Below are 24,933 nucleotides of genomic sequence, written 5' to 3'. Positions count from 1 at the left end.
GCGGCGTCTCGGCGTGTGACCGGAATTGAACGCCTGTGGGGGGCCTCACAGATATCGTCGACTTCCACAAATTGTTGACGCGCAGGGCGGCTCGATTTTGTGGTTCCTCCAGTAGCGGCAGCGCCTGGGGAGGGGTAAGGCGAACGGCCGCACGCGAGCGCCCGCCGACTGCGCATCGACTCACTCAGGGGCCTGTGACCTGGTGGTATGCGCTCCGCGCCGGTCCCGCTCGGCACATGCCGGCATGGACACGGCACCGTCCAAGGGGTGGACGCCGCTGCTCCCGGAGCGGTCGGCTCCGGCGTGCGGAAGGCGCGATTTCGGCCGCGCGAGGCCGGATCGTTACGTCGACCGGGCCGGTTTCGGACGCTTCGCGGACAGACTCGGGCCCGCCCGGCCGGCGCGGCAGGACACCCCTACGGCGCGCGCACCGCCGACAGGAGTCGCGCCACATCGTCCGCGTCGATCCGCAGCGCCGCGCCGACGGTGGCGAGCACCTCGCGCTCGGCCGGGATGTACGGGCCGTCCGCGAGCGCGATACGGGCGCCCTGGAGCAGGATCGACTCGCGCCCCGGGCCCGCCAGGTGCGGGGCCAGCGGTTCCAGGGCCTCGTGGAGCTCGATCGACAGCGCGGCCCCGCAGCACTCCGGGACGTCGTACAGCCCGAGTCGGCCCTCGTCGGTGGTCAGCGCCTCCACGAGGGACTCCAGCTGCTCCTCGGTGCAGTCCTGGAAGCCCGCGGCCCGTACGGCGCACACCGCTGCCTCCAGCGCGCTGCGCGAGGCCGTACCGCCCGCCGTGAGCACGGCCAGCGCCACGGTGTGCACGGCGTCGCGCAGGAGCGCCGTGAAACGGGTGGTGGTGAGGTGGTCCAGGACGTCGGTGTCGAAGCGCGCGCGGCAGCCCTGGCACTCCACGACCGGCCCGGCCTGCCCGCGGGGCAGCAGCGGCACCCCGAGGACGGTGAACCGGCGTCGGCCGGTGCGCCTGCGGTAGTTGCGGTCTCCACCACAGGCCGGGCAGAAGAACTCGCCGTCACCCACGGTGCTCCAGGTGGTACGGATGCCCCAGACCGTCAGCTTCCGGCCGTCCCCACCCCGAACTGGCAGCACGTCGCACCTCCGTAACCTTCCGGCAACATCGCCGGGTTGGCGTGATGTTAGCCACATCGATGAGGAAGCGTCAGTCGTGTGACAAGACAACATGTCCCGGGGCCGCGACTTGGCCGATCTGCGCCCCCGGCGCGGCCCGGCGGCCACCTGGCCCACTGAGGCCCCGACGGCGCAACCCCCGCCCCTCCGGGGAGGAGGGACGGGGGTTCACGTACGAGCGGGTCAGCGGCCCGCGCGGTTGACGGCGGAGATGACCGCCTTCAGGGAGGCGCGCGTGGTGTTGGCGTCGATGCCGATGCCCCACAGGACGCGGCCGTCGATCGCGCACTCGATGTACGAGGCGGCCACGGCGGAGGCGCCCTCGCTCATGGTGTGCTCGGTGTAGTCCAGCAGGCGGGCGTCGACGCCGATGCCGGCCAGCGCGTCGAAGAAGGCCGAGATCGGACCGTTGCCGGTGCCGTTCAGTACGGTGTCCACGCCGTCCACGACCGCCTCGACGGTCAGCGTGTCCGTGCCGTCCTTGTCGGTCGCCGTCGAGCCGGAGCGCAGCTGGATGCGGCCCCACGGGTTCTCGGGGTTGGGCAGGTACTCGTCCTCGAAGATCGACCAGATCGCCTTCGGCGTGACCTCGCCGCCCTCGGCGTCCGTCTTGGCCTGGATGATCCGGGAGAACTCGATCTGCATGCGGCGCGGCAGGTCCAGCTTGTGGTCGTTCTTCAGGACGTAGGCGATGCCGCCCTTGCCGGACTGCGAGTTGACGCGGATGACGGCCTCGTAGGAGCGGCCGACGTCCTTCGGGTCGATGGGCAGGTACGGCACCGCCCACTCGATGTCGTCGACGGTCTTGCCCTGGGCGGCCGCGTCGGCCTCCATGGCGTCGAAGCCCTTCTTGATGGCGTCCTGGTGGGACCCGGAGAAGGCGGTGTAGACCAGGTCGCCCGCGTAGGGGTGGCGCGGGTGGACTTCCATCTGGTTGCAGTACTCGCTGGTGCGGCGGATCTCGTCGATCTGCGAGAAGTCGATCTGCGGGTCGATGCCCTGCGAGAACAGGTTCATGCCCAGGGTGATCAGGTCGACGTTGCCGGTGCGCTCGCCCTGCCCGAACAGGCAGCCCTCGATGCGGTCGGCGCCGGCCATCAGGGCCAGCTCGGCGGCGGCGACGGCGGTGCCGCGGTCGTTGTGCGGGTGGACGGAGATGCAGATGTGCTCGCGGCGGGTCAGGTTGCGGGCCATCCACTCGAAGCGGTCCGCGTGCGTGGACGGCGTCGAGCGCTCCACGGTGGCGGGCAGGTTCAGGATGATCTCGCGGCTGGGGCCGGGCTGCCAGACGTCGCAGACGGCCTCGCAGACCTCCAGGGCGAATTCCAGCTCGGTGTCGGTGAAGATCTCCGGGCTGTACTGGTAGCCGAAGACGGTCTCGGGACCCAGCAGCTTGTCGGCGTACTCCATGACCAGGCGGGTGCCGTCGACGGCGATCTGCTTGATCTGCTCCTTGGAGCCGCGGAAGACGACCCGGCGGAAGGTCGGCGCGGTCGCGTTGTAGAGGTGCACGGTGGCGCGCTTGGCGCCGACCAGGGACTCCACGGTCCGCTCGATCAGGTCCTCGCGGGCCTGGGTCAGTACGGAGATGGTGACGTCGTCCGGAATCGCGCCCTCTTCGATGATGGAGCGCACGAAGGCGAAGTCGGTCTCGCCGGAGGACGGGAAGCCGACCTCGATCTCCTTGTAGCCCATGCGCACCAGCAGGTCGAACATCTCGCGCTTGCGGGCGGGGGTCATCGGGTCGATCAGCGACTGGTTGCCGTCACGCAGGTCGGTGGACAGCCAGCGGGGAGCCTTGGTGACGCGGGCGTCGGGCCAGGTGCGGTCCGGGATGTCCACCTGCTCGTACGCGCCGTACTTGTGGATCGGCATCCCGGAGGGCTTCTGGGCGTGGGTCGCGTTCGTGATGGGCGTGGGGCGACCGACAAAAGTGTGCTGGCTCATGGCGCAGGGCTCCTCGCGTGTCCGCGTGTAGTTCGCTGGGACGGCCGACGGCGGTCGTAAATCCGCAACACCAGACTCCGCGGGGAGGGGGTCGGCCTACGACTAGAGACCCTCGCCGCGGCAGCTAAGGAGAAGCAGCCCGAAACGCATGATGGACCGAGCCTAGCCGAGCCGCGCCGTGACGCGAGGACCGTTTCAGTATGCAAGACCCACTGGTCCGATTTGCACCGAATGTGAGCTACACCTCTTTCGTCCCGTGAAGTCCGGTCGATCCGTCGATGACGAGGGGTTCCGTACGTACGATCGCCTGATCACCTCATCACCGCTGGCGACGACGGGCATTCGATCACCATCCGGCCGGGAGCACGACCCCTATCCCCATGTGACACAACCGAATGAATCATGGATACATCTAGTGACAACCACGTCACCCGGTGCCACATTGCCGGGCATGGATGCCTCCCACGCTCATCACCCCGTCTTCTGCACCGTCGTGCCCCCGCACCTCCTCGACAAGGCCGCCCGGTCCGGGGACTCCCGGCGCGCCGACCTCGCGCAGCGCACGCTCGAACGCGACTCCCTGCTGCGCACCCGGCGCCGGGTCACCGCCGTCCGCGGGATCGTGCCCACGCTCGGCGCGCCGACCGCCGACGACGATCCGCGGCGGACCGTCTACGACGCCCAGCACCGCACCCGGCTGCCCGGGAGGAAGGTCCGGGGAGAGGGGGACCCCGTGAGCAAGGACGCCACCGTCAACCGCGCCTACGCGGGGCTCGGGGCGACGTACGAACTGTTCCTGCAGGGTTTCGGGCGGCGCTCGATCGACGATGCCGGGCTCGCGCTGGACGCGACCGTCCATTACGGCGAGGACTACAACAACGCCTTCTGGGATGGGCAGCAGATGGTCTTCGGCGACGGGGATGGGGACCTCTTCCTCGACTTCACCGTGTCGGTGGACGTCATCGGGCACGAGCTGACCCACGGCGTCACCCAGTACACGGCCAATCTGACGTACCACGGCCAGTCGGGCGCCCTGAACGAGTCGATGTCGGACGTCTTCGGCTCGCTGATCAAGCAGTACTCGCTGGAACAGACGGCCGAGGAGGCCGACTGGCTGATCGGGGCCGGGCTGCTGGGCCCCAACGTGACCGGGGTCGCGCTGCGCTCGATGAAGGCGCCGGGGACCGCGTACGACGACGATGAGCTCGGCAAGGATCCGCAGCCGGGCACGATGGACGACTACGTGGACACCCACAGCGACAACGGCGGGGTGCACATCAATTCCGGCATCCCGAACCACGCCTTCTACATCGTGGCGACCGAGCTGGGCGGCAAGGCCTGGGAGCGGGCCGGACAGATCTGGTACGACACCCTGACCGGCGGGGAGCTCGCCTCGAACGCGGACTTCGCGGACTTCGCCCGGCTCTCGACGGCGGCGGCCGTGACCCGGTACGGGGACGGCGGCGCGGAGCACCAGGCACTTCAGAAGGCGTGGTCCGCGGTGGGCGTCCCGCTCGCGGGGTAGACGGCTTCCATGCGCATTCAGGTGATACGGACGGGCGGCTTCGCGGGCATCGAGCGCCGGGCCGAGGTGGACACCACGGGCCGGCCGGACGAGGACGAGTGGCGGGCCCTGGCCCAGCTCGCGCTGCGGCCCGGACCGCCGGGCCACCCGGCCGACCGGGTGCGGGACGGGTTCTCGTACCGGATCACGGTGGACGGACGGACGGTGTCCTGCCACGAGCCGGGCCTCTCGGACGCCCAGCGGGCGCTGATCTCACGCGTTCTGAAGGAGGGCGCCTGAAGGCGGGCGCCTGAGGCGGGCGCCGGAAAGCAGGTGCCCGGGCGCGGCCCGCTTTGCTTGGATGGCCCGATGACCGACCACATGATCGATTCGACGTTGTCCGAGCTGGAGCGGTACTACGACACGGTGCCGCGGGTGGGCGGGGCCCGGGCCGAGGACTTCGGGCCGCTGACCCTCTTCGTCCAGGAGGGCGCGGGCTGGCCGTACTACGCGCGGCCCGCGCTCGGCGGCTCCGACGCGACCGCGGCCGATGTGCTGCGGGTGCTGGCCCGTCAGCGGGAGCTGGGGGTCCCCGAGTCCTTCGAGTGGGTGGCCGAAACCAGCCCCTCGCTGCGGGCCGCGGTGGAGGCGGCGGGCCTGTACGTCCACGCGCACCCGCTGATGGTGCTGGAGAGCGCCGAAGAGCTGCCCCCGCACCCGCAGGTGCGGCTGCTCGGCCCGGAGGACCCGCTGCTGGCGGCCGCGGTGACGGTCCCGGTGCTGGCCTTCTCCGCCCCGGGGACGGCGGTGGGCGAGGCCGGGCCGGACGAGCTGGCCGCTGCGCTGGCGGACCCGTCGGCGGAGCCCCGCCGGGCCCGGATTTCCGGGATGCTGGCCGCCGGCCGTATGGGCATGGCGGCGGCCGTGCGGGACGGGGTGGTGCTCTGCTCGGGGGCGTACAACCCGGTCGGGGACGTCTCCGAGGTGGTGGCCGTCGGCACCCTCCCCTCCGCCCGCCGCCAGGGCCTGGCCCTCGGGGTCACGGCGGCCCTGGTCGCGGAGGCCCGCGCGCGGGGCGCGCGTACGGTCTTCCTCTCGGCGGGCGACGAGGACGTGGCACGCATCTACGGCCGCATCGGCTTCCGCCGGGTGGCGACGGCCCTGATCGCGGAGCCGCCGGCCCAGGCCTGAGGACGGAGGCCGGAGGGCGCCGGATGCCTGACGGGTTTTGCCGGAACGGCAACGAAGTTTGCCCGCGCCGGCGGTAGCGGCGCAGCATCGGCCGTACCGGCAGACCCGTACAGGAAGAGGCCCCCATGTCCGACCACCAGCACCAGGATCACGCCGCGGGCGAGGAGTTCTGGGACTCCCGTTACCGCGAGAGCAACCGCATCTGGAGCGGCAAGGCCAATGCCGTCCTGGTCCGCGAGGTCGCGGACCTCACTCCCGGCCGCGCCCTGGACCTCGGCTGCGGCGAGGGCGCCGACGCGGTGTGGCTGGCCCGGCGGGGCTGGCGCGTCACCGGGACCGACATCTCCGGGGTGGCCCTGGAGCGGGCGGCCGAGCACGCCGACGGGGAGGAGCTCGCCGGCAGCGTCGAGTGGCAGCGGCACGACCTCGCGGAGTCCTTCCCCGCCGGGGAGTTCGACCTGGTCTCCGCGTGCTTCCTGCATTCGTACGGGGACTTCCCCCGCGAGCGGATCCTGCGCCGGGCCGCGGCGGCCGTGGCCCCCGGCGGGATCCTGCTGATCGCGGGCCACGCGGGAGGCCCCTCGTGGGACCCGGGCGCGCTCGCGGACATCCACTTCCCGACCCCGGACGAGGTCCTGGCCCAGCTGGAACTGCCCGAGGGCCGCTGGGAGGTCCTGCTCGCGGCGGAACACGTACAGGCCATGACCGCGCCCGACGGCCGGCCCGGGACCCGCCCGGACAACGCGCTGAAGGTACGGCGACTCGCCTAGTAGGCCCTGTCCGTGACCGGCTCGGGTCCTGTCCTGGCCGGACAGGACCCGGGCGGTCAGAAGCCCAGCTTGCGCAGCTGCTTCGGGTCCCGCTGCCAGTCCTTGGCGACCTTCACGTGGAGGTCGAGGAAGACCGGGGTCCCGAGCAGCGCCTCGATGTGCTTGCGCGACTTCATCCCGACCTCCTTCAGCCGGGAGCCCTTCGGGCCGATGATGATGCCCTTCTGGCTCGGCCGCTCGATGTAGACGTTCGCGTGGATGTCGAGCAGCGGGCGGTCCGCCGGGCGGTTCTCGCGCGGGATCATCTCCTCGACGACCACGGCGATGGAGTGCGGGAGCTCGTCCCGTACGCCTTCCAGCGCGGCCTCGCGGATCAGTTCCGCGACCATGACCATCTCGGGCTCGTCGGTGAGGTCGCCCTCCGGGTACAGCGGCGGGCTCTCCGGCAGCAGCGGCGCGATCAGGTCGGCCAGCAACTGGACCTGGCTGCCTTCGACCGCCGAGACGGGGACGATCTCGGCCCACTCGAAGCCGAGCTCCGCGCCCAGCTGGTGGATGGCGAGGAGCTGTTCGGCCAGGGCCTTGGACTCGACCAGGTCGGTCTTGGTCACGATGGCGATCTTGGGGGTCTTCTTGATCCCCGCGAGTTCTTTCGCGATGAACTTGTCGCCGGGGCCGAGCTTCTGGTCGGCCGGCAGGCAGAAGCCGATGACGTCGACCTCGGCCCAGGTGGTCCGTACGACGTCGTTGAGGCGCTCGCCGAGCAGCGTGCGCGGCTTGTGCAGGCCCGGCGTGTCGACGAGGACGAGCTGGGCGTCGGGGCGGTGCACGATGCCGCGGACGGTGTGGCGGGTGGTCTGCGGCCGGTTGGAGGTGATCGCGACCTTGGTGCCCACGAGTGCGTTGGTGAGGGTCGACTTCCCCGCGTTGGGGCGGCCGACGAAGCAGGCGAAGCCCGCACGGTGCGGGGCTGTGGACTCGGGGGAACGATCGCTCATACGGGCCATTCTCCCCGATGCGGCTCCCAGCGCCGACCAGATCACGGCAGTGAGGGCGAGCACAGCCGTGAGCGGGGGGTGCGCGGCGTAGGCGACGCGGCCCTGAGCTGTGGTTCCGTGAACCTCGCCGGCCTGCATTTCAGCCCCGCCGGCACATCCAGCCCCCCTTTCAGCCCCGCCGGGCACAATCCAGCCCCGCCGGCGTTTGAGGCGCGGGGTCCGGGGCGGAGCCCCGCTCTTTTCAGCCCCGCCGGCGTTTGAGGCGCGGGGTCTGGGGCGGAGCCCCGGGAAACGGCGAAGGGGCGGAAGTCAATGCACGGGCCCGGCGGCGACTGATGGGCCATCAGGAGAGGGCGGAGCAGCGGCGCCACCCGCGGCGCCGGACGTGCGGAAGGTGCGCCGGTAGGCCGTCGGGCTCACCCCCAGCGCCGCCTGCACGTGCTTGCGCAGCGACTGCGCCGTCCCGAAGCCGCTCTCCCGCGCGACCTGCTCCATCGGCAGCTCCGTCTGCTCCAGCAGCTGCCGGGCACGCTCCACCCGCTGGCCGACGATCCACGCCCCGGGGCTGACGCCCGACTCCTCGCGGAAGCGGCGCGTGAAGGTCCGTACCGACATGGCCTCCTGCCGGGCCAGGTCGGTGAGCCGGAGCGGCTCGTGCAGCCGGTCCAGGACCCACGCCCGGGCCGCCGTGGTGCTGGCGAGCTGCGGCTCCGGCATCGGGCGCGCGATGAACTGCGCCTGTCCGCCGTCACGGTGGGGCGGTACGACGGTCCGCCGGGCCGCCTCGTTCGCGACGGCCGCGCCGTGGTCGCGGCGCACGATGTGCAGGCACAGGTCGATGCCGGCGGCGACGCCGGCGGAGGTCAGCACGTCCCCGTCGTCGGTGTAGAGCACCCCGGCGTCCACCCGTACGGCCGGGAAGAGCCGCTGGAAGTGTTCGGCGCAGGCCCAGTGGGTGGTGGCCGGCCGGCCGTCCAGGTAGCCGGCGGCGGCCAGTACGTAGCCGCCGGTGCAGATGGAGACGAGCCGGGTGCCGGGCCGGATGTGCGCCAGGGCCGCGGCGAGCTCGGCCGTCAGCGTGCCGTGGTCGTACACCGGGCCCAGCTTGTACGAGGCGGGCACCACCACCGTGTCCGCGGTGGCCAGCAACTCCGGACCGTGCTCGACCTGGATCGCGAAGTCGGCGTCGGTGCGCACCGGCCCGGGGGCGAGTGCGCAGGTGAGGATCTCGTAGAGCGGCCGCCCTGCCGGATCCTTGGCGCGGCCGAAGATCCGGTGCGGGATGCCGAGCTCGAAGGGGAGCAGCCCGGTGAGCGCGAGGACGACGACGCGGTGGCGGTTCGACTTCGACTTCGACTTCGACTCCATGGCCCGATCGTAGCGAAGCGTGACAGTCAGGCCACTGTCGTACGGGTCCCCGTGGCCCGGAAGCTGTCCGCGTGACGCAGACAGCCACCGCCTCCACGGCCACCCCGCACGCTCCCCGCCCACCCGGACGCATCCACCGCGCGTGGTTCGTCGCGGCCGTCTCCTTCGTGACGATCATCGGCGCCGCCGGCTTCGCCTCCCTGCCCGGACTGCTCATCGAGCCGCTGCACAGCGAGTTCGACTGGTCGCGCGGCACCATCGGCCTCGCCGTTTCGGTGAACCTCGCCCTGTACGGGCTCACCGCGCCCTTCGCGGCGGCCCTGATGGACCGCTTCGGGATCCGCCGGGTCGTGGCGCTGGCCCTGCTCGTGATCGCCTGCGGCTCGGTGGCCACGGTGTGGATGACCGCACCCTGGCAGCTGGTGCTGTGCTGGGGCGTGCTGGTGGGCCTGGGCAGCGGCTCGATGGCCCTGGCCTTCGCGGCGACGGTGACCAACCGCTGGTTCACCGCCCGGCGCGGGCTGGTCACGGGCATCCTGACCGCGGCCGGGGCCTCCGGGCAGCTGGTCTTCCTGCCGCTGCTGGCATGGCTGGTGGACCACCACGGCTGGCGCCCGGCGACGGTGACGGTCTCACTGGCGGCGCTGGCCGTCGTCCCCTTCGTCTGGCTGCTGCTGCGCGACCACCCGGCGGACGTGGGGCTCGCGCCGTACGGCGGCACGTACGCGCCGAAGCCCGCGCCCGTCCCCGGCGCGGCCCGCAGAGCCGTCACCGTCCTGTTCGACGCCGCCCGTACGGGGCCCTTCTGGCTGTTGGCGGGGACCTTCGCGATCTGCGGGGCCTCGACCAACGGGCTGGTCAGGACCCACTTCGTGCCCGCCGCTCACGACCACGGCATGCCAGTGACGGCGGCGGCGGGGCTGCTGGCGGTGATCGGCGTGTTCGACGTGGTCGGCACGGTGGCCTCGGGCTGGTTCACGGACCGCTTCGAGTCCCGGCGCCTGCTCGCCGTCTACTACGCCCTGCGCGGGGTCTCGCTGCTCTTCCTGCCCCTCCTGCTGGCGCCGTCGGTGCGGCCGCCGCTGATCTTCTTCATCGTCTTCTACGGCCTGGACTGGGTCGCGACCGTCCCGCCGACGATCGCGCTGTGCCGGGAGCACTACGGGGCCGACGGCGCGATCGTCTTCGGCTGGGTCCTGGCCTCCCACCAGGTCGGCGCGGCGGTGGTGGCCTTCCTCGGAGGCCTGGCACGGGACGTCACCGGCTCGTACGACGTCGTCTGGTACGCCTCGGGCGCGCTGTGCGCGATGGCCGCGCTGATGTCGATGGTGATCCGCCGCCGCTCCCCCGAGAACACCCCCTAGGGAGTGTCGTCAAAGTAGCGTCGGCCGCCCGGAGGGCGGGGCTGGCGGGGCCTGGTGCGTGCGATCGCAAGGCGGAGGAGGGAGTCGACGCGGAGCGTCGGCGACCGACGACAACGCGGCGAGCGTGCGTGCCAGGCCCCGCCAGCCCCGGGGGCACCTCCCAGCGGTAGCTGGGGGAGGGACTTTGACGACACGACCTTAGAGCGGGAGCCGGGTGAGGAGCTCGCGCGGAGCGCGGTGAGTGCGGCCCGGCGGAGCGCGGCGATCGGCCAGGGCCCGTCCCCGGGGCGTGACCGGAGGGGTCGAGCCGGTCCGCGGCGTCCCCGCCCGCGGCGCGGCGGTGCGGACGAGGAGGATGCCGCCGGGCCGGCGTCACCCGGCGCGGGCGCCGGGCGCCTCGGCCTCCCGGGCGCGGGACCGGCGGGCCTGCCTGCGCCGGGCCCGCCGGGGATCAGGTCCCTGCGGGAGTCGTCGACTTCAGGGTGCCGTCGGGGGCCGCCAGCAGCACCGGGGTGTCCGGGCCGCCAAGGTCGCGGACGGCCGCGCGGTCGGCCTCGGCCGGGGCGTCGGCCGCGCTGACGACGGCGGCCGCCTCCAGCGACCGGGCCCCGCTCGCCACGGCCATCGCGACCGCGGTCTGCAGCGCGCTCAGCTTCAGGGAGTCGAGCTCCACCGTCCCGGCGACGTACGTGCGGCCCGTCTCGTCCCGCACCGCCGCCCCCTCGGGCACTGCGTTGCGGGCCCGGGCGCTGCGCGCCAGCGTGATGATCTTGCTGTCCTCGGGGTCGATCCCGGTGCTGTCGGTCATGGACGGAAGCATAGGGAGCGCTGGGGCCGGGCCGTGCAACGACCCCGCCGAGGCCCCACCCAGGGCCCCCGCCGCGTCCGGATCCGGCGTCAGGGCCGGTCGAGCCGCAGCCGCTGCGCCCTCGGCAGGCCCGCCACCACCAGGTCGTACGAGTCCTCCACCAGCTCCCGCACGAGCCGATCCGGCAGGCCGCCGGGCCCGCCGACCGTCACCGTGTTCCAGTGCCGCTTGTTCATGTGGTAGCCCGGCACGATCGCCTCGTGCTCCGCCCGCAGCCGCACCGCCAGCTCCGGCTCGCACTTGAGGTTGACCTTCAGCGGCTCCGCGTCCAGCGCCGTCAGCGCGAACACCTTGCCCAGCACCTTGAACACCGAGAACTCCGGGGTGAAGGGGAACTCCTCCACCGCCGCGTTGAAGCCCAGGCAGAACGCCCGCAGCTGCTCGGGGCTCACTCCGCCTCCTCCCCCGCGGCCTGCGCCGCGCCCACCGGCTCCACCAGCACCGTCACGATCTTGTTCCGCCGCCCCGCCGGGGACTCGGCCGTCAGCCGCAGCGGACGCCCGTCCGGCAGGTCCACCACCGCCGAGGCGCCCGCGATCGGCACCCGGCCGAGCGCCTTCGCCAGCAGTCCGCCGACCGTCTCCACGTCCTCGTCGTCGAAGGCGTCGACCTTGAACAGCTCACCGAGATCGGTGATGTCCAGGCGCGCCGTGACCCGGTAGCGGTCCTCGCCCAGGTCCTCGACCGGGGGGAGCTCCCGGTCGTACTCGTCCGTGATCTCGCCGACGATCTCCTCGAGGATGTCCTCGATGGTGACGATGCCGGCCGTGCCGCCGTACTCGTCGATCACGACGGCCACGTGGTTGCGCACCTGCTGCATCTCGCGCAGCAGATCGCCCGCGTTCTTGGTGTCCGGTACGAAGACGGCCGGCCGCATCGCCGTCGAGACCAGGTCGGACTCCGCCTCCCGGCTGATGTGGGTCTTGCGGACCAGGTCCTTCAGGTAGACGATCCCGACGATGTCGTCCTCGTTCTCCCCGGTCACCGGGATGCGCGAGAAGCCGGACCGCAGCGCGAGCGTGGTCGCCTGGCGGACGGTCTTGTAGCGCTCGATGCAGACCAGGTCGGTGCGCGGCACCATCACCTCGCGCACCAGCGTGTCGCCGAGTTCGAAGACCTGGTGCACCATCCGGCGCTCGTCGTCCTCGATCAGCGATTCCCTCTCCGCGAGGTCCACCATCGCGCGCAGCTCCGCCTCGGAGGCGAACGGCCCCTTGCGGAAGCCCTTGCCGGGCGTGAGCGCGTTGCCGATGAGGATCAGCAGCTGCGGGATCGGCCCCATGATCCTGGCCAGCGGTACGAGGACGTACGCGGCCGCCGTCGCGGTGTTCAGCGGGTGCTGGCGGCCGATCGTACGCGGGGAGACGCCCACGGCGACGAAGGAGACCAGCACCATCACGGCGATGGCCACGAGCAGCGCGGTCCAGTTCTCGCCGAACTCGTCGAGGCAGACGTAGGTGACGAGCACCCCCGCCGCCATCTCGCAGGTGACCCGGACCAGCAGCGCCACATTGAGGTAGCGGGTGGGGTCGCCGGCGACCTGGGCGAGCTTCTCGCTGCCGCGCCGGCCCTCCCGTACGGCCTGCTCGGCGCGGAAGCTCGAAATGCGGGCGATGCCGGACTCGGCGCACGCCGCGAACCAGGCCACCACCACCAGCAGCACCGCCCCGGTGATCAGCTGGGGGGCGTTCACGAGACGGTCGGCGCCGGCGAGGGACCGGTCATGCCGCGTTCACCGCGCCAGCCGTCGACGATGGCCGCCTGGAGGCCGAACATCTCGGCCTTCTCGTCCGGCTCCTCGTGGTCGTAGCCGAGCAGGTGCAGCACTCCGTGGACGGTCAGGAGCTGGAGCTCCTCGTCCATGGAGTGCTGCGTCGGGGCTTCCTCGCCCTGCTTCTTCGCCACCTCGGGGCAGAGCACGATGTCGCCGAGGAGCCCCTGCGGGGGCTCCTCGTCGTCCTTGGCGGGCGGCCGGAGCTCGTCCATCGGGAAGGACATGACGTCGGTGGGGCCGGGCAGATCCATCCACTGGATGTGGAGCTGCTCCATCGCGTCCTCGTCGATGACGATGACGGAGAGCTCGGAGAGCGGGTGGATCCGCATCCGGGTGAGCGCGTAGCGGGCGATGTCGAGGATCGCCTGCTCGTCGACCTCGGTTCCGGACTCGTTGTTGACGTCGATCGACATGGTGCGCTGGGTTCTACTTCCGCTGGAGGCCGTTCGTGGCCTGCTGGCTGTCGTCGTACTTCTCGTACGCGTCGACGATACGGCCGACCAGCTTGTGGCGGACGACATCCTCGGACGTGAGCCGCGAGAAGTGGATGTCGGGGACCCCTTCGAGGATGCCCTGCACCTGACGCAGACCGCTCTTGGTGCCGCCCGGCAGCAGGTCGACCTGGGTGATGTCACCGGTGATGACGATCTTCGAGTCGAAACCGAGCCGGGTCAGGAACATCTTCATCTGTTCCGGGGTCGTGTTCTGCGCCTCGTCGAGGACGACGAAGGCCTCGTTGAGCGTGCGTCCGCGCATGTACGCCAGGGGCGCCACCTCGATGGTCCCGGCCGCCATGAGCCGCGGGATCGAGTCCGGGTCGAGCATGTCGTGCAGGGCGTCGTAGAGCGGGCGCAGGTACGGGTCGATCTTGTCGAAGAGGGTGCCCGGCAGGAAGCCGAGCCGCTCTCCCGCCTCGACGGCGGGCCGGGTCAGGATGATCCGGCTGACCTGCTTGGACTGCAGGGCCTGGACCGCCTTGGCCATGGCGAGGTAGGTCTTGCCGGTACCGGCGGGGCCGATGCCGAAGACGATCGTGTGCTTGTCGATCGCGTCGACGTACCGCTTCTGGTTGAGGGTCTTGGGTCGGATGGTGCGGCCGCGGCTGGAGAGGATGTTCTGGGTGAGCACCTCGGCGGGCGTCTCGACGGGCCCGTTGCCGTTTCCGTTGCCGCTCGCCTTGAGCATGGCGATCGAACGTTCCACTGCGTCCTCCGTCATCGGCTGCCCGGTGCGGAGCACCAGCATCATCTCGTCGAACAGTCGCTGGATCAGTGCGACTTCCGCCGCATCGCCGATCGCGCTGACCTGATTGCCCCGAACATGGATGTCGGCCCTCGGGAAGGCCTTCTCGATCACGCGCAACAGGGCGTCACCCGAGCCGAGGACCGTCACCATCGGGTGCGTGGCCGGGACGGTGAAGTGGGCTCGCGCCTGCCCCGGCGCCGGAATGTGGGCTGTCGGTGTCTGAGTCATGGGCCGGCACTGTGGCCTGCACATACCTCCCGCTGAGGGGCCGCGCCGATCGACGACCTCCGGACTTCCAAGCGTACGTCGCCGCCGCGGCTTCCCCGAGAGGTTTTACGGGCCCGTCCGCGGGGACCCGCGTTCCTCCAGCCCTGAAACGCGTGACTACGCGGAGTGGCGGAAGCCGATCGTGGGTACGGCCCTGCGCCGGGCCGCCGGGGTCGAGCCCGGTGGGATCAGGTCGTCCAGGAAGCCGTAGCGGCCGCGGAGCTCGTGCGGGGCGGCCCGCCACCAGTGGGCCACCTCCGGCCAGCCGGGGGCGGACAGGGAGCCGCCGAACTCCTGGACCGACAGGGCCGCCGTCAGCCCGGCGAAGGCCAGCCGGTCCACCAGCGGCCAGCCCGCCAGCGTGCCGGTGAGGAAGCCCGCCACGTACACGTCCCCCGCCCCCGTCGGATCCAGCGCCTCCACCGTGATCCCCGGGACCCGCGCCGTCTCGCCGGTGCGCCCGTCCACCGCGTACGAGCCGTCGGCGCCCATGGTGACCACCGCGATCGGCACCTTGTCCGCCAGGGCCCGGGCCGCCGCCCGCGGGCAGTCGGTCCGCGTGTAGCGCATCGCCTCGCCCGCGTTCGGCAGGAAGGCCTCGCAGTGCTCCAGGTCGGCCAGTGCCGACAGGTCCCACCGCCCGCTCTCGTCCCATCCCACGTCCGCGAAGACCCGCGAGCCGCGGCGGGCGGCCTCGCCGATCCACTGCTCGCCACGGCCGGGCCCCAGCGAGGCCACGGCCGCACGGGCCCGCGGCGGGCACTGCGGGAAGGGCCCGGGGCCCGCCGGCGGCGGAGCCTCGTGGCCGTGCGAGACCATCGTGCGCTCGCCCTCGTAGGCCATCGAGACGGTGACGGGGCTGTGCCAGCCCGGGATGGTCCGCGACATGGACAGGTCGATGCCCTCGCCCTGCTCCAGGGCGTCCCAGCAGTACTCCCCGTAGTGGTCGTCCCCGAAGGCCGCGGCCAGCGAGGTGCGCAGGCCGAGCCGGGCGAGGGCGGTGGCCATGTTGGCGACGCCGCCGGGGCTGGAGCCCATGCCGCGCGCCCAGGACTCCGTACCGCGCACCGGCGCCGAGTCGAGGCCCGTGAAGATGATGTCCAGGAAGACCGCTCCGGTCAGGAAGACGTCGCAGCCCGGTTCCTCGGGGTCGCGCACCGGACCGAGCGGGTCCACTGCGGCGGAGCGGCTGTCGAAGTCCCGACTGGTCACGGTGTACTCCCCGTTGTTCTCGAAGGGTCGTTTCTGCGTGCGGCTGCTCCGTGGAAAGCTGCCAGCCCCGCCCACACCTGGGTCAGGACCAAACCAAGTGTGGCGCACATCACCTTCGAAACGCCCTTCGTTCCGGACCGTCAGCGGCCGGGGACGGGGACGGGGCTACGACCGCTTGGGGAGCGGGACCCGCACCAGGTCCGCGGCCACCGTGAGTTCGCCTTCGAAGCCCGCCGCGCGGGCCTGGCGTTCGAACGCGGTCGGGTCGGTGTAGCGCTGCGAGAAGTGCGTCAGCACGAGGTGCCGTACGCCCGCGTCCCGCGCCGCCCGGCCCGCCTGCCCGGCGGTGAGGTGCCCGTGGTCCGTGGCCAGGCGCTCCTCCTCGTCGAGGAAGGTGGACTCGATCACCAGCATGTCGCAGCCCTCCGCGAGCGCGTCCACGCCGGCGCAGAGCCGGGTGTCCATGACGAAGGCGAACCGCTGCCCGGGCTTGTGCTCGCTGACGTCCTCCAGCGTGACCCCGCCCAGGCGCCCCTCGCGCTGGATCCGGCCCACGTCCGGCCCCTTGATCCCGTGCCGCGCGAGCAGCTCCGGCACCATGCGGCGCCCGTCGGGCTCGGAGATCCGGTAGCCGAAGGACTCCACCGGGTGGGAGAGCCGCCGGGCCTCCAGGACGTACGAGGACCCGTGCGCCAGTGTCCCGTCCGCGGCCACCGGTTCCTCGCGGAGCAGGACGGTCTCGCGGTAGGCCGTGGCGTACCTCAGCCGGTCGAAGAACTTCTGGCCGGAGGCCGGGTAGTGCGCGGTGACGGGGTGCGGGACCTGGTCGAGGTTGATCCGCTGGATCACCCCGGCGAGGCCGAGGCTGTGGTCACCGTGGAAGTGCGTGACGCAGATCCGGTTGATGTCGTGCGCGGCCACCCCGGCGCGCAGCATCTGGCGCTGGGTGCCCTCGCCCGGGTCGAAGAGGATGCCCTCGCCGTCCCAGCGCAGCAGGTAGCCGTTGTGGTTGCGGTGGCGGGTGGGCACCTGGCTGGCGGTGCCCAGCACCACGAACTCTCGTATGGACACGTGCTATCCGGGGGGCCACTGGAGGCCGCGGCCACCGAGGACGTGCGCGTGGGCGTGGAAGACGGTCTGCCCGGCGCCGGAGCCGGTGTTGAAAACGACCCGGTAGCCGGGGTCGACGATCTTCTCGTCGAGGGCGACCTGACCGGCCTCGCGCAGTATGTCGGCGGCAATGGCCGGCTCGGCGGCGGCGAGGGCGGCGGCGTCGGGGTAGTGCACCTTCGGGATGATGAGCACGTGCGCGGGCGCCTGCGGGTTGATGTCCCGGAAGGCGACCGTGGTCTCGGTCTCCCGCACCACGGTCGCGGGGACGTGCCCCGCGACGATCTTGCAGAACAGGCAGTCGGCCTGCGGTTCCCCGGCCATTGCTTCGCCTCCCGTGACGGTGATCAGTCCGGGCATCGTATCCAGCCCGGCGCCGCCCGGGCGCGGTGCTCGCTCAGGATGCTGCCCGGTCAGGACGGTGCCGGGCCGGGCGCGGTGCCCGACCAGCGCGGCACCCGCCCACGCGCGGCGCCCGACCAGATACGGTGCCCGGCCAGGCGTGCTGCCCGGCCATGCGCGGCCCCCGACCAGGCGCGGTGCGCGGCGGGCGCGGCGCACCGGCCAGGCGTAGCCGCCCGGTCGGGACGACTCGGCAGCGGCAGGGTCAGGACCAGCGCCCCGTGCGGGCCAGCAGGACCGCCGTGGCCGCGGTGCCGGCCGTGGAGGTCCGCAGGACGGAGCGGCCCAGGCGGTAGGGGTGGGCCCCCGCCTCCGTGAAGGCCGCCAGCTCCTCCGGGGAGACGCCCCCTTCCGGTCCGACCACCAGCACGATGGAGCCGGAGGAGGGGAGCGCGGCCGTGGCCAGGGCCTCGGAAGGGGTGTCGCGGTCCTCGTGGAGGACCATCGCCAGGTCGGCGCCGGCCAGCAGCGCCGCCACCTGCTTGGTGGACATGGCCTCGGCCACCTCCGGGAAGCGGACCCGGCGGGACTGCTTGCCCGCCTCCCGGGCCGTGGCCCGCCACTTGGCCAGGGACTTGGCCCCCCGGTCGCCGCGCCACTGCGTGATGCAGCGCGAGGCCTGCCAGGGCACGATCGCGTCCACGCCCGTCTCGGTCATGGTCTCGACGGCCAGCTCGCCGCGGTCTCCCTTGGGCAGGGCCTGGACCACCGTGATGCGGACCGCCGGCTCCGGTTCCTGCCCAGTCGAGGACACCGCCACCACGAGCCGGTCCTTGCCCTCCGCCGCCTTCACGACGGCTTCGGCCCAGCCGCCCCGGCCGTCCGTCAGGACCACCGCCTCGCCCGGGTTCAGCCGCTTCACGGACACCGCGTGGCGGCCCTCCGGACCGTCCAGGACGAATTCCGCTCCCGCGGGGACCTCTTCGACCACGAACACCGGGGCGGTCATGACGCACTCCTCATCTGCATTGTCTTCAACGTGCTCTGGGCCTCGGCCAGTTCGGCCGCCAGCACCTCCACCAGCTCCCCCGCCGGCAGCGCCCGCGCCAGCCGGTGCCCCTGGCCCGCCCACAGGGCCATGCCCTGCGGGTCCCCGGCCGCGGCGGCCGCCTTGCGCAGCCCCGAGGTCAGGTGGTGGACCTGCGGGTACGCGGCCGGGGCGTACGGCCCGTGCTCCCGCATGAAGCGGTTCACCAGTCCCCGCGCCGGCCGCCCGGAGAAGGCCCGGGTCAGCTCCGTCCGGACGAACAGCGGGTCGGTCAGCGCCTTCTTGTGCACCGGGTCCGCCCCCGACTCGGGGCACGGCAGGAAGGCCGTCCCGAGCTGCGCCGCCTCCGCGCCCGCCGCCAGCAGCGCCGCGATCTGCGAGCCCCGCATGAGACCGCCCGCCGCGATGATCGGCAGGGCCACGGCCTCCCGTACCTGGGCCACCAGCGCGAGGAGCCCCACGGCCGCCGTGCCGTCGGCCTGGGGGTCGTCCCGGTGGCTGCCCTGGTGTCCGCCGGCCTCTACGCCCTGGACGCAGACGGCGTCGGCCCCCGCCTGCTGGGCCGTACGGGCCTCCTCGACGGAGGTCGCCGTGACGACGGTGTACGTACCGGCCTTGCGCAGGGCGGCGAGGGCCGCGGAGGAGGGGCAGCCGAAGGTGAAGGAGACGACCGGCACCGGATCTTCGAGGAGGATCGCGAGCTTGGCGTCGTAGCCGTCGTCGCTGGTGCCGATGATGTCCTCCTCGGCGAGGGAGATCTCGTACCAGCTCGCCTCCCCGGCCAGCTGCCCGCGGTACGCCTCGACGGCGGCCGGGTCGACGTAACCGGTCTGCGGCATGAAGAGGTTGACACCGAAGCGCCGCCGGGTGAGCGCGCGCACCTGCTTGATCTCCTGGTACATCCCGTCGGCGGTCTTGTAGCCGCCGGCCAGGAAGCCCAGTCCGCCCGCTTCGCACACGGCCGCGGCGAGCGGCGGACAGGAGGCGCCGCCCGCCATGGGAGCCTGCACGATCGGGTACGGGGAGAGACCGTTCGGTGCGGAGGACATGGACTGCATCGTGCCATGTCCCGCTCAGGGGACCGAATCATGGCATTCGCCTGGCATAGTCCGCTTCCCGAGGGGCCGTCGGCCGGTGCCCGGCCATGCGACGAGCCCGGCCCGGGGATGGCCCGGGCCGGGCTCGTGGCAGTGGTCGCCGGTCGGTCAGCGACCGTTGAAGGCGTCCTTCAGGCGGCTGAACAGCCCCTGCTGACCCGGCGCGAACTGGCCCATCGGCCGCTCCTCGCCGCGCAGCTTCGCCAGCTGGCGCAGCAGGTCCTCCTGCTGGGCGTCCAGCTTGCCCGGGGTGGTCACCTCGACGTGGACGATCAGGTCGCCGCGACCGCCACCGCGCAGGTGGGTGACGCCGCGCCCGTGCAGCGGGATGGCCTGGCCGGACCCGGTGCCGGGCCGGATGTCGATCTCCTCCAGGCCGTCCAGCGTCTCCAGCGGGCACTTGGTGCCCAGCGCGGCCGCCGTCATCGGAATGGTCACCGTGCAGTGCAGGTCGTCCCCGCGCCGCTGGAACGTCGGGTGCGCCAGCTCGTGGATCTCCACGTACAGGTCGCCGGCGGGGCCGCCGCCGGGGCCGACCTCGCCTTCGCCCGCGAGCTGGATCCGGGTGCCGTTCTCGACACCGGCCGGGATCTTGACCGTGAGGCTGCGGCGGGAGCGGACCCGGCCGTCGCCCGCGCACTCGGGGCACGGGGTCGGGACCACGGTGCCGAAGCCCTGGCACTGCGGGCAGGGGCGCGAGGTCATGACCTGGCCCAGGAAGGACCGGGTGACCTGCGAGACCTCACCGCGGCCGCGGCACATGTCACATGTCTGCGCCGAGGTGCCGGGTGCGGCGCCCTCGCCGGAGCAGGTGGTGCAGACCACGGCCGTGTCGACCTGGATGTCCTTGGTGGTCCCGAAGGCCGCCTCGTCCAGCTCCAGGTCGAGGCGGATCATGGCGTCCTGGCCGCGCCGGGTCCGCGAGCGCGGGCCGCGCTGCGAGGCCTGGCCGAAGAAGGCGTCCATGATGTCGGAGAAGTTGCCGAAGCCGCCCGCTCCGAATCCGCCCGCTCCGCCGCCGCCCCCCGAGGAGGACAGCGGGTCCCCGCCGAGGTCGTAGACCTGCTTCTTCTGCGGGTCCGAAAGCACCTCGTAGGCCGCGTTGATCTCCTTGAAGCGCTCCTGCGTCTTCGGGTCCGGATTCACGTCCGGGTGGAGTTCACGCGCCAGGCGGCGGAAGGCCTTCTTGATCTCGTCCTGCGATGCGTCGCGGCGCACGCCGAGAACGGCGTAGTAGTCCGTGGCCACTTACGACTCCGCCAGGATCTGTCCGACGTAACGTGCCACTGCGCGTACCGCTCCCATCGTTCCGGGGTAGTCCATGCGGGTCGGTCCGACCACGCCGAGTTTGGCGACTGTTTCGCCGCCCGAACCGTAACCGACCGAGACGACGGACGTGGAGTTCAGTCCCTCGTAGGCATTCTCATGCCCGATCCGTACGGCCATTCCCGACTCGTTGGCCTCGCCGAGCAGCTTGAGGAGCACGACCTGCTCCTCCAGCGCCTCGAGCACCGGCCTGATCGTCAGGGGAAAATCGTGTCCGAAGCGGGTGAGATTGGCGGTACCGCCGATCATCAGCCGCTCTTCGGCTTCCTCGACCAGGGTTTCGAGGAGCGTCGCGAGCACGGTGGAGACCGTGGCGCGGTCGTCGGCCTCGAAGGATTCGGGGAGGTCCTGGACGAGCGGGGGCACATCGGTGAAGCGCCGGCCGACGACCCGGCTGTTGAGCCGGGCCCGCAGATCCGCGAGCGAGGTCTCGCCGAAGGGGCTCGGGCAGTCGACGAGCCGCTGCTCGACGCGTCCGGTGTCCGTGATCAGTACGAGCATCAGGCGCGCCGGGGCGAGCGAGAGCAGCTCCACGTGCCGGACGGTCGACCGGGTCAGGCTCGGGTACTGGACGACCGCGACCTGCCGGGTGAGCTGCGCGAGCAGCCGCACCGTACGCCCGACGACGTCGTCGAGGTCCACGGCGCCGTCGAGGAAGTTCTGGATGGCCCGGCGCTCGGGCGACGACAGCGGCTTGACCCCCGCCAGCTTGTCGACGAAGAGGCGGTAGCCCTTGTCGGTGGGGATCCGGCCGGCGCTGGTGTGGGGCTGGGCGATGTAGCCCTCCTCCTCCAGCACGGCCATGTCGTTGCGCACGGTGGCGGGCGAGACGCCGAGCCGGTGCCGCTCGGTGAGCGCCTTGGAGCCGACAGGCTCCTCCGTCCCGACGTAGTCCTGGACGATGGCGCGCAGCACTTCGAGTCTGCGTTCGCTGAGCATCGCGCACACCTCCAGCTGTGGTCCGTTGCCGTGTTCTGCCGTGTTCTGCCGTGTTCGTTTGGCACTCTGGACGTTCGAGTGCCAGAGATCCCCCGCTCAGTGTACGGCCGGGCGGTGAGCCCCTGGCAAGGGAGGCCCGCCAGGGTAGCGTCGCGGCATGGACGTGCGTTGGGAAGAGGCGGGCTGGGAACGGCTGACCGGACGGGCCGGCCGGCGACGGCTGCCGGTGTGGGACTGCACGGTGGGGCTGGTGGTGGGGGACGAGTCCGTCCTCCTGATCGACCCCGGTTCGTCCGTACGGGAAGGCGTGCGGGTGCGGGCCGAGGCCGAGCGGCTGACGGGTCGGCGCGTGACCCATATCGCATTCACGCACGGCCATTTCGATCACGTCCTGGGCGGGGCCGCCTTCGCCGGGGCCGAGGTGTTCGGGGCGGTCGGACTGGACGCGCTGCTCCACGCGGGCCGCGAGGAGCTGCGCGGGGACGCGGTACGGCACGGGCTCGCGGAGGGGGAGGCGGTGGAGGCGGTGGACCTGCTGGTGCTGCCGAGGCACCCGGTCTCGGGCGAGTGGACGCTGGAGCTGGGCGGGGTGCAGGTGCTGCTGGCCAATGTGGGGCCCGGGCACACCGGTCACGACCTGGCCGTCTTCGTACCGGGTGAACGCGAGGTGGTCTTCTGCGGGGACCTCGTCGAGGAGTCGGGCGAGCCCTTGGCGGGTCCGGACGCGGTGCCCGGGCAGTGGCCCGCCGCCCTGGACCGGCTGCTGTCGCTGGGCGGGGACGACGCGCTGTACGTGCCGGGTCACGGAGCGGTGGTCTCCGCGGACTTCGTCCGTGCGCAACGCGCCACACTGGCAGCCCGTTTCGGCGTGTCGGGGACATGACGCCCGGGGCTCTCCTAGTGTCGGCCGGATGCGCGAGTACTCCCCCGACCTGACCCCGCAGTGGAAGCGACCCAAGGCCGTGCCGGAGGTGGCGGCGGAACCGGACCTGGTGGTCGAGGTGGCCGGTACGGACTTCTGTGGCGCGGTGGTGGCCTGCGAGGCGGGCACGGTGACCCTGGAGGACCGCTTCGGCAAGCGGCGGGTCTTCCCGATGGAGCCGCGGGGCTTCCTGCTGGAGGGCGCCGTGGTCACCCTGGTCCGCCCGCCCCGGGGCCCTGCCGTACCGGCCCGGACGGCCTCCGGCTCGATCGCCGTGCCGGGCGCCCGGGCGCGGGTGGCGCGGGCGGGCCGGATCTACGTCGAGGGCCGGCACGACGCCGAGCTGGTGGAGCGGGTCTGGGGCGACGACCTGCGGATCGAGGGCGTGGTGGTGGAGTACCTGGAGGGCATCGACGACCTCCCGGCCGTCGTCGCCGACTTCGCCCCGGCCCCGGACGCCCGCCTGGGTGTCCTGGTGGACCACCTCGTCCCGGGCTCGAAGGAGTCCCGCATCGCGGCCTCGGTGACCTCGCCGGACGTCCTGATCGTGGGCCACCCCTACGTGGACGTCTGGCAGGCGGTGAAGCCGTCCGCGCTGGGCATCGCCGCATGGCCGGTGGTCCCGCGCGGCCAGGACTGGAAGACGGGCGTCTGCCGGGCGCTGGGCTGGCCGCAGAACACCGGCGCCGCCTGGCAGCACATCCTGTCCCGGGTGACCTCGTACAAGGACCTGGAGCCGACCCTGCTGGGCCGCGTGGAGGAACTGATCGACTTCGTTACGGTTGGCGGTACCGCTTGAACTGGGGCAGGCTGCCGAACTCGCTGGTGTCCAGCTTGATGTCCAGGACAGCCAAGGGGACCGGCTCGCCGAACTTCGCCCTACGAACAGAATAGGCGGGCACGTCCCGATCCCGCCCGGATTCACTCCCCCGAGTGGTCAGTCGACCAGGTCCCGGACCACCGCGTCGGCCAGCAGCCGCCCGCGCAGGGTCAGCACGGCCCGCCCGGCCTCGTACGGCGTCTGCTCCAGCAGCCCGTCGGCCAGGGCCCGCCGCGAGGCCGCCAGCCCGGCCGGGGCCAGCAGGGACAACGGCACGCCGTCCACCAGCCGCAGCTCCAGCAGGATCCGCTCCACGCGCCGGTCCTCCTCGGAGAGGAGTTCGCGGCCCGCGCCCGGGGAACGGCCCTCCGCCAGCGCGGCGGCGTACGCGCCGGGGTGCTTCACGTTCCACCAGCGCACCCCGCCGACGTGCGAGTGGGCGCCCGGCCCGGCGCCCCACCAGTCGGCGCCGCGCCAGTACAGCTCGTTGTGCAGGCAGCGCCCGGCCTCCGAGGTGGCCCAGTTGGAGACCTCGTACCAGGAGTACCCGGCCTGCGCCATCACCGAGTCCGCGATCAGGTACCGGTCGGCGTGGACGTCGTCGTCCGTCATCGGGACCTCGCCCCGGCGGATGCGCCGCGCCAGCTGCGTCCCCTCCTCCACGATCAGCGCGTAGGCGCTGATGTGGTCCGGCCCGGCCCCCAGCGCCGCCGAGAGCGACGCCCGCCAGTCCTCGTCCGACTCCCCCGGCGTCCCGTAGATCAGGTCCAGGTTGACGTGCTCGAACCCCGCCGCCCGCGCCTCCGCGACGCACGCCTCGGGGCGGCCGGGCGTGTGGGTGCGGTCCAGCACCTTCAGGACGTGCTGCTTCGCGCTCTGCATGCCGAAGGAGATCCGGTTGAAGCCACCGGCGCGCAGCTCGGCCAGATACTCCGGATTCACCGACTCCGGATTCGCCTCGGTCGTGATCTCGGCGTCCTCGGCCAGGCCGAATTCGTCCCGGATCGCCGCGAGCATCCGTACGAGGTCCCGGGCGGGCAGCAGCGTCGGAGTACCGCCGCCGACGAACACCGTCCGCACGGCCCTCGGGTCGTCCCCGAGCACCTTGCGGGCGAGGCGGACCTCGTCGATCAGGGTGTCGGCGTAGTTCTCCCGGGAGGCGAGCACGCCGCCGGTGCCCCGCAGCTCGGTCGCCGTGTAGGTGTTGAAGTCGCAGTAGCCGCAGCGCGTGGCGCAGTACGGGACGTGCAGGTAGAACCCGAGCGGCCGCTCCCCCGCACCCGCCAGGGCATGCGACGGCAGCGAGCCGTCTTCGGGCATGGGTTCACCGTCGGGCAATACGGAAGGCATGCCCCCATTGTCCCGCACAATCCGCCCCCGCCCGCCGGCCACCTTCCAGCCCCGCCGGGCAAAATCCAGCCCCGCCGGCGTTTGAGGCGCGGGGCCCGGGGCGGAGCCCCGCTCTTTTCAGCCCCGCCGGCGTTTGAGGCGCGGGGTCCGGGGCGGAGCCCCGGGAGGCGGCCCGCAGGGAAGGGCAGCTCCGCAAGGCCCGACGCCCGGGACCGGGGGGGGGGCCGGGGGGGGGGGGGCCCCCCCCCCCCCCCCCCCCCCCCCCCCCCCCCCCCCCCCCCCTCCCCCCCCCTCCCCCCCCCCTCCCCCCCCCCCCCCCC

Annotated in this window: 25 protein-coding genes; 7 read left to right on the top strand and 18 right to left on the bottom strand. The window is 72.4% G+C overall.

Going from position 1 to position 24,933, the window contains the following annotated elements; translation table 11 throughout:
• Positions 1-416: 416 nt before the first annotated feature.
• Complete coding sequence (locus tag ACZ4TV_RS31180) at positions 417-1,112, bottom strand: TerB family tellurite resistance protein (RefSeq protein WP_468138523.1); 696 nt, start codon at positions 1,110-1,112, stop codon at positions 417-419.
• A 222-nt stretch (positions 1,113-1,334) separates the two neighbouring features.
• On the bottom strand, positions 1,335-3,098 hold the full coding sequence (gene leuA, locus ACZ4TV_RS31175; RefSeq protein WP_468138521.1) for a 2-isopropylmalate synthase: 1,764 nt from the start codon (positions 3,096-3,098) through the stop codon (positions 1,335-1,337).
• Positions 3,099-3,549: 451 nt separating this feature from the next.
• On the opposite strand from leuA, the gene ACZ4TV_RS31170 reads away from it, so the two are divergent.
• From ACZ4TV_RS31170 to ACZ4TV_RS31155, 4 genes are all read left to right on the top strand, one after another.
• Positions 3,550-4,623: a M4 family metallopeptidase gene (locus ACZ4TV_RS31170; RefSeq protein ID WP_468138520.1), complete on the top strand. Its 1,074-nt coding sequence runs from the start codon at positions 3,550-3,552 to the stop codon at positions 4,621-4,623.
• Positions 4,624-4,632: 9 nt separating this feature from the next.
• A complete protein-coding gene (locus ACZ4TV_RS31165; RefSeq protein WP_468138518.1) occupies positions 4,633-4,902 on the top strand; it encodes a protealysin inhibitor emfourin in 270 nt (89 codons plus the stop codon).
• 69 nt (positions 4,903-4,971) lie between these two features.
• Positions 4,972-5,793 carry a GNAT family N-acetyltransferase gene (locus ACZ4TV_RS31160; protein WP_468138516.1) on the top strand — a complete coding sequence of 274 codons (822 nt, stop codon included), beginning with the start codon at positions 4,972-4,974 and terminating at the stop codon, positions 5,791-5,793.
• Positions 5,794-5,918: 125 nt separating this feature from the next.
• Complete coding sequence (locus ACZ4TV_RS31155; RefSeq protein ID WP_468138515.1) at positions 5,919-6,563, top strand: class I SAM-dependent methyltransferase; 645 nt, start codon at positions 5,919-5,921, stop codon at positions 6,561-6,563.
• 56 nt (positions 6,564-6,619) lie between these two features.
• Here ACZ4TV_RS31155 and era read toward each other — a convergent pair whose 3' ends face one another.
• Together era and ACZ4TV_RS31145 are read right to left on the bottom strand one after the other, a co-directional pair.
• The gene (gene era / locus ACZ4TV_RS31150; protein WP_468138583.1) at positions 6,620-7,570 is read right to left on the bottom strand and encodes a GTPase Era; all 951 of its coding nucleotides are present in this window, start codon (positions 7,568-7,570) and stop codon (positions 6,620-6,622) included.
• 300 nt (positions 7,571-7,870) lie between these two features.
• On the bottom strand, positions 7,871-8,929 hold the full coding sequence (locus tag ACZ4TV_RS31145; RefSeq protein WP_468138514.1) for a GlxA family transcriptional regulator: 1,059 nt from the start codon (positions 8,927-8,929) through the stop codon (positions 7,871-7,873).
• A gap of 71 nt (positions 8,930-9,000) precedes the next feature.
• Between ACZ4TV_RS31145 and ACZ4TV_RS31140 the strand changes: the two genes are divergently transcribed.
• Positions 9,001-10,293, top strand: a complete 1,293-nt coding sequence (locus ACZ4TV_RS31140; protein ID WP_468138513.1) for an MFS transporter — start codon at positions 9,001-9,003, stop codon at positions 10,291-10,293.
• 451 nt (positions 10,294-10,744) lie between these two features.
• Here ACZ4TV_RS31140 and ACZ4TV_RS31135 read toward each other — a convergent pair whose 3' ends face one another.
• The 12 genes from ACZ4TV_RS31135 to hrcA all read right to left on the bottom strand — a co-directional run bounded on the left by ACZ4TV_RS31135 (position 10,745) and on the right by hrcA (position 21,521).
• Positions 10,745-11,101, bottom strand: coding sequence for a cytidine deaminase (locus ACZ4TV_RS31135; protein WP_468138511.1), 357 nt, complete (start codon positions 11,099-11,101; stop codon positions 10,745-10,747).
• 89 nt (positions 11,102-11,190) lie between these two features.
• On the bottom strand, positions 11,191-11,553 hold the full coding sequence (locus ACZ4TV_RS31130; RefSeq protein ID WP_468138510.1) for an MmcQ/YjbR family DNA-binding protein: 363 nt from the start codon (positions 11,551-11,553) through the stop codon (positions 11,191-11,193).
• A complete protein-coding gene (locus ACZ4TV_RS31125) occupies positions 11,550-12,854 on the bottom strand; it encodes a hemolysin family protein (protein WP_468138509.1) in 1,305 nt (434 codons plus the stop codon). Before ACZ4TV_RS31125 ends, ACZ4TV_RS31130 begins: the two co-directional genes overlap by 4 nt.
• Positions 12,851-13,348: an rRNA maturation RNase YbeY gene (gene ybeY / locus ACZ4TV_RS31120; RefSeq protein ID WP_351295522.1), complete on the bottom strand. Its 498-nt coding sequence runs from the start codon at positions 13,346-13,348 to the stop codon at positions 12,851-12,853. The genes ACZ4TV_RS31125 and ybeY overlap by 4 nt, the downstream gene beginning before the upstream one ends.
• Positions 13,349-13,361: 13 nt before the next feature.
• Positions 13,362-14,408 (bottom strand): PhoH family protein, encoded by a 1,047-nt coding sequence (locus ACZ4TV_RS31115; RefSeq protein WP_468138507.1) that lies wholly within the window; start codon positions 14,406-14,408, stop codon positions 13,362-13,364.
• Between the two features lie 156 nt (positions 14,409-14,564).
• Complete coding sequence (locus ACZ4TV_RS31110; protein ID WP_468138505.1) at positions 14,565-15,659, bottom strand: carbohydrate kinase family protein; 1,095 nt, start codon at positions 15,657-15,659, stop codon at positions 14,565-14,567.
• 165 nt (positions 15,660-15,824) lie between these two features.
• Positions 15,825-16,730: a ribonuclease Z gene (locus tag ACZ4TV_RS31105; RefSeq protein ID WP_468138504.1), complete on the bottom strand. Its 906-nt coding sequence runs from the start codon at positions 16,728-16,730 to the stop codon at positions 15,825-15,827.
• A 3-nt stretch (positions 16,731-16,733) separates the two neighbouring features.
• Positions 16,734-17,093, bottom strand: coding sequence for a histidine triad nucleotide-binding protein (locus ACZ4TV_RS31100; protein ID WP_468138582.1), 360 nt, complete (start codon positions 17,091-17,093; stop codon positions 16,734-16,736).
• A 283-nt stretch (positions 17,094-17,376) separates the two neighbouring features.
• The gene (locus ACZ4TV_RS31095) at positions 17,377-18,120 is read right to left on the bottom strand and encodes a 16S rRNA (uracil(1498)-N(3))-methyltransferase (RefSeq protein ID WP_468138502.1); all 744 of its coding nucleotides are present in this window, start codon (positions 18,118-18,120) and stop codon (positions 17,377-17,379) included.
• Positions 18,117-19,208, bottom strand: a complete 1,092-nt coding sequence (locus tag ACZ4TV_RS31090) for a nitronate monooxygenase (protein ID WP_468138500.1) — start codon at positions 19,206-19,208, stop codon at positions 18,117-18,119. Before ACZ4TV_RS31090 ends, ACZ4TV_RS31095 begins: the two co-directional genes overlap by 4 nt.
• A 156-nt stretch (positions 19,209-19,364) precedes the next feature.
• Positions 19,365-20,504, bottom strand: coding sequence for a molecular chaperone DnaJ (gene dnaJ / locus ACZ4TV_RS31085; protein WP_190182426.1), 1,140 nt, complete (start codon positions 20,502-20,504; stop codon positions 19,365-19,367).
• The gene (hrcA, locus tag ACZ4TV_RS31080; protein WP_468138498.1) at positions 20,505-21,521 is read right to left on the bottom strand and encodes a heat-inducible transcriptional repressor HrcA; all 1,017 of its coding nucleotides are present in this window, start codon (positions 21,519-21,521) and stop codon (positions 20,505-20,507) included.
• A gap of 157 nt (positions 21,522-21,678) precedes the next feature.
• Between hrcA and ACZ4TV_RS31075 the strand changes: the two genes are divergently transcribed.
• Both ACZ4TV_RS31075 and ACZ4TV_RS31070 read left to right on the top strand, forming a co-directional pair.
• Entirely contained in the window at positions 21,679-22,404 is a 726-nt protein-coding gene (locus tag ACZ4TV_RS31075) for an MBL fold metallo-hydrolase (RefSeq protein ID WP_468138497.1), read from the top strand.
• 28 nt (positions 22,405-22,432) lie between these two features.
• Positions 22,433-23,242 (top strand): DUF3097 domain-containing protein, encoded by an 810-nt coding sequence (locus ACZ4TV_RS31070; RefSeq protein WP_468138495.1) that lies wholly within the window; start codon positions 22,433-22,435, stop codon positions 23,240-23,242.
• Here the strand turns inward: ACZ4TV_RS31070 and ACZ4TV_RS31065 are convergent.
• Both ACZ4TV_RS31065 and hemW read right to left on the bottom strand, forming a co-directional pair.
• Positions 23,220-23,345 (bottom strand): hypothetical protein, encoded by a 126-nt coding sequence (locus ACZ4TV_RS31065; protein ID WP_468138493.1) that lies wholly within the window; start codon positions 23,343-23,345, stop codon positions 23,220-23,222. The genes ACZ4TV_RS31070 and ACZ4TV_RS31065 overlap by 23 nt on opposite strands.
• Positions 23,346-23,380: 35 nt before the next feature.
• A complete protein-coding gene (hemW, locus tag ACZ4TV_RS31060) occupies positions 23,381-24,613 on the bottom strand; it encodes a radical SAM family heme chaperone HemW (RefSeq protein WP_468138491.1) in 1,233 nt (410 codons plus the stop codon).
• Positions 24,614-24,933: the final 320 nt, after the last annotated feature.

Source organism: Streptomyces sp. NPDC028910 (assembly GCF_055564955.1).
This window is presented reverse-complemented; position numbering and strand designations above follow the sequence as displayed.

Excerpts from the sequence above, each read along its gene's own strand:
- leuA (WP_468138521.1), bottom strand. The coding sequence starts at position 3,098 with ATGAGCCAGCACACTTTTGTCGGTCGCCCCACGCCCATCACGAACGCG.
- ACZ4TV_RS31170 (WP_468138520.1), top strand. The coding sequence starts at position 3,550 with ATGGATGCCTCCCACGCTCATCACCCCGTCTTCTGCACCGTCGTGCCC.
- ACZ4TV_RS31165 (WP_468138518.1), top strand. The coding sequence starts at position 4,633 with ATGCGCATTCAGGTGATACGGACGGGCGGCTTCGCGGGCATCGAGCGC.
- ACZ4TV_RS31160 (WP_468138516.1), top strand. The coding sequence starts at position 4,972 with ATGACCGACCACATGATCGATTCGACGTTGTCCGAGCTGGAGCGGTAC.
- ACZ4TV_RS31155 (WP_468138515.1), top strand. The coding sequence starts at position 5,919 with ATGTCCGACCACCAGCACCAGGATCACGCCGCGGGCGAGGAGTTCTGG.
- era (WP_468138583.1), bottom strand. The coding sequence starts at position 7,570 with ATGGCCCGTATGAGCGATCGTTCCCCCGAGTCCACAGCCCCGCACCGT.
- ACZ4TV_RS31145 (WP_468138514.1), bottom strand. The coding sequence starts at position 8,929 with ATGGAGTCGAAGTCGAAGTCGAAGTCGAACCGCCACCGCGTCGTCGTC.
- ACZ4TV_RS31135 (WP_468138511.1), bottom strand. The coding sequence starts at position 11,101 with ATGACCGACAGCACCGGGATCGACCCCGAGGACAGCAAGATCATCACG.
- ybeY (WP_351295522.1), bottom strand. The coding sequence starts at position 13,348 with ATGTCGATCGACGTCAACAACGAGTCCGGAACCGAGGTCGACGAGCAG.
- ACZ4TV_RS31115 (WP_468138507.1), bottom strand. The coding sequence starts at position 14,408 with ATGACTCAGACACCGACAGCCCACATTCCGGCGCCGGGGCAGGCGCGA.
- ACZ4TV_RS31100 (WP_468138582.1), bottom strand. The coding sequence starts at position 17,093 with ATGGCCGGGGAACCGCAGGCCGACTGCCTGTTCTGCAAGATCGTCGCG.
- ACZ4TV_RS31095 (WP_468138502.1), bottom strand. The coding sequence starts at position 18,120 with ATGACCGCCCCGGTGTTCGTGGTCGAAGAGGTCCCCGCGGGAGCGGAA.
- ACZ4TV_RS31090 (WP_468138500.1), bottom strand. The coding sequence starts at position 19,208 with ATGTCCTCCGCACCGAACGGTCTCTCCCCGTACCCGATCGTGCAGGCT.
- hrcA (WP_468138498.1), bottom strand. The coding sequence starts at position 21,521 with ATGCTCAGCGAACGCAGACTCGAAGTGCTGCGCGCCATCGTCCAGGAC.
- ACZ4TV_RS31075 (WP_468138497.1), top strand. The coding sequence starts at position 21,679 with ATGGACGTGCGTTGGGAAGAGGCGGGCTGGGAACGGCTGACCGGACGG.
- ACZ4TV_RS31070 (WP_468138495.1), top strand. The coding sequence starts at position 22,433 with ATGCGCGAGTACTCCCCCGACCTGACCCCGCAGTGGAAGCGACCCAAG.
- hemW (WP_468138491.1), bottom strand. The coding sequence starts at position 24,613 with ATGCCTTCCGTATTGCCCGACGGTGAACCCATGCCCGAAGACGGCTCG.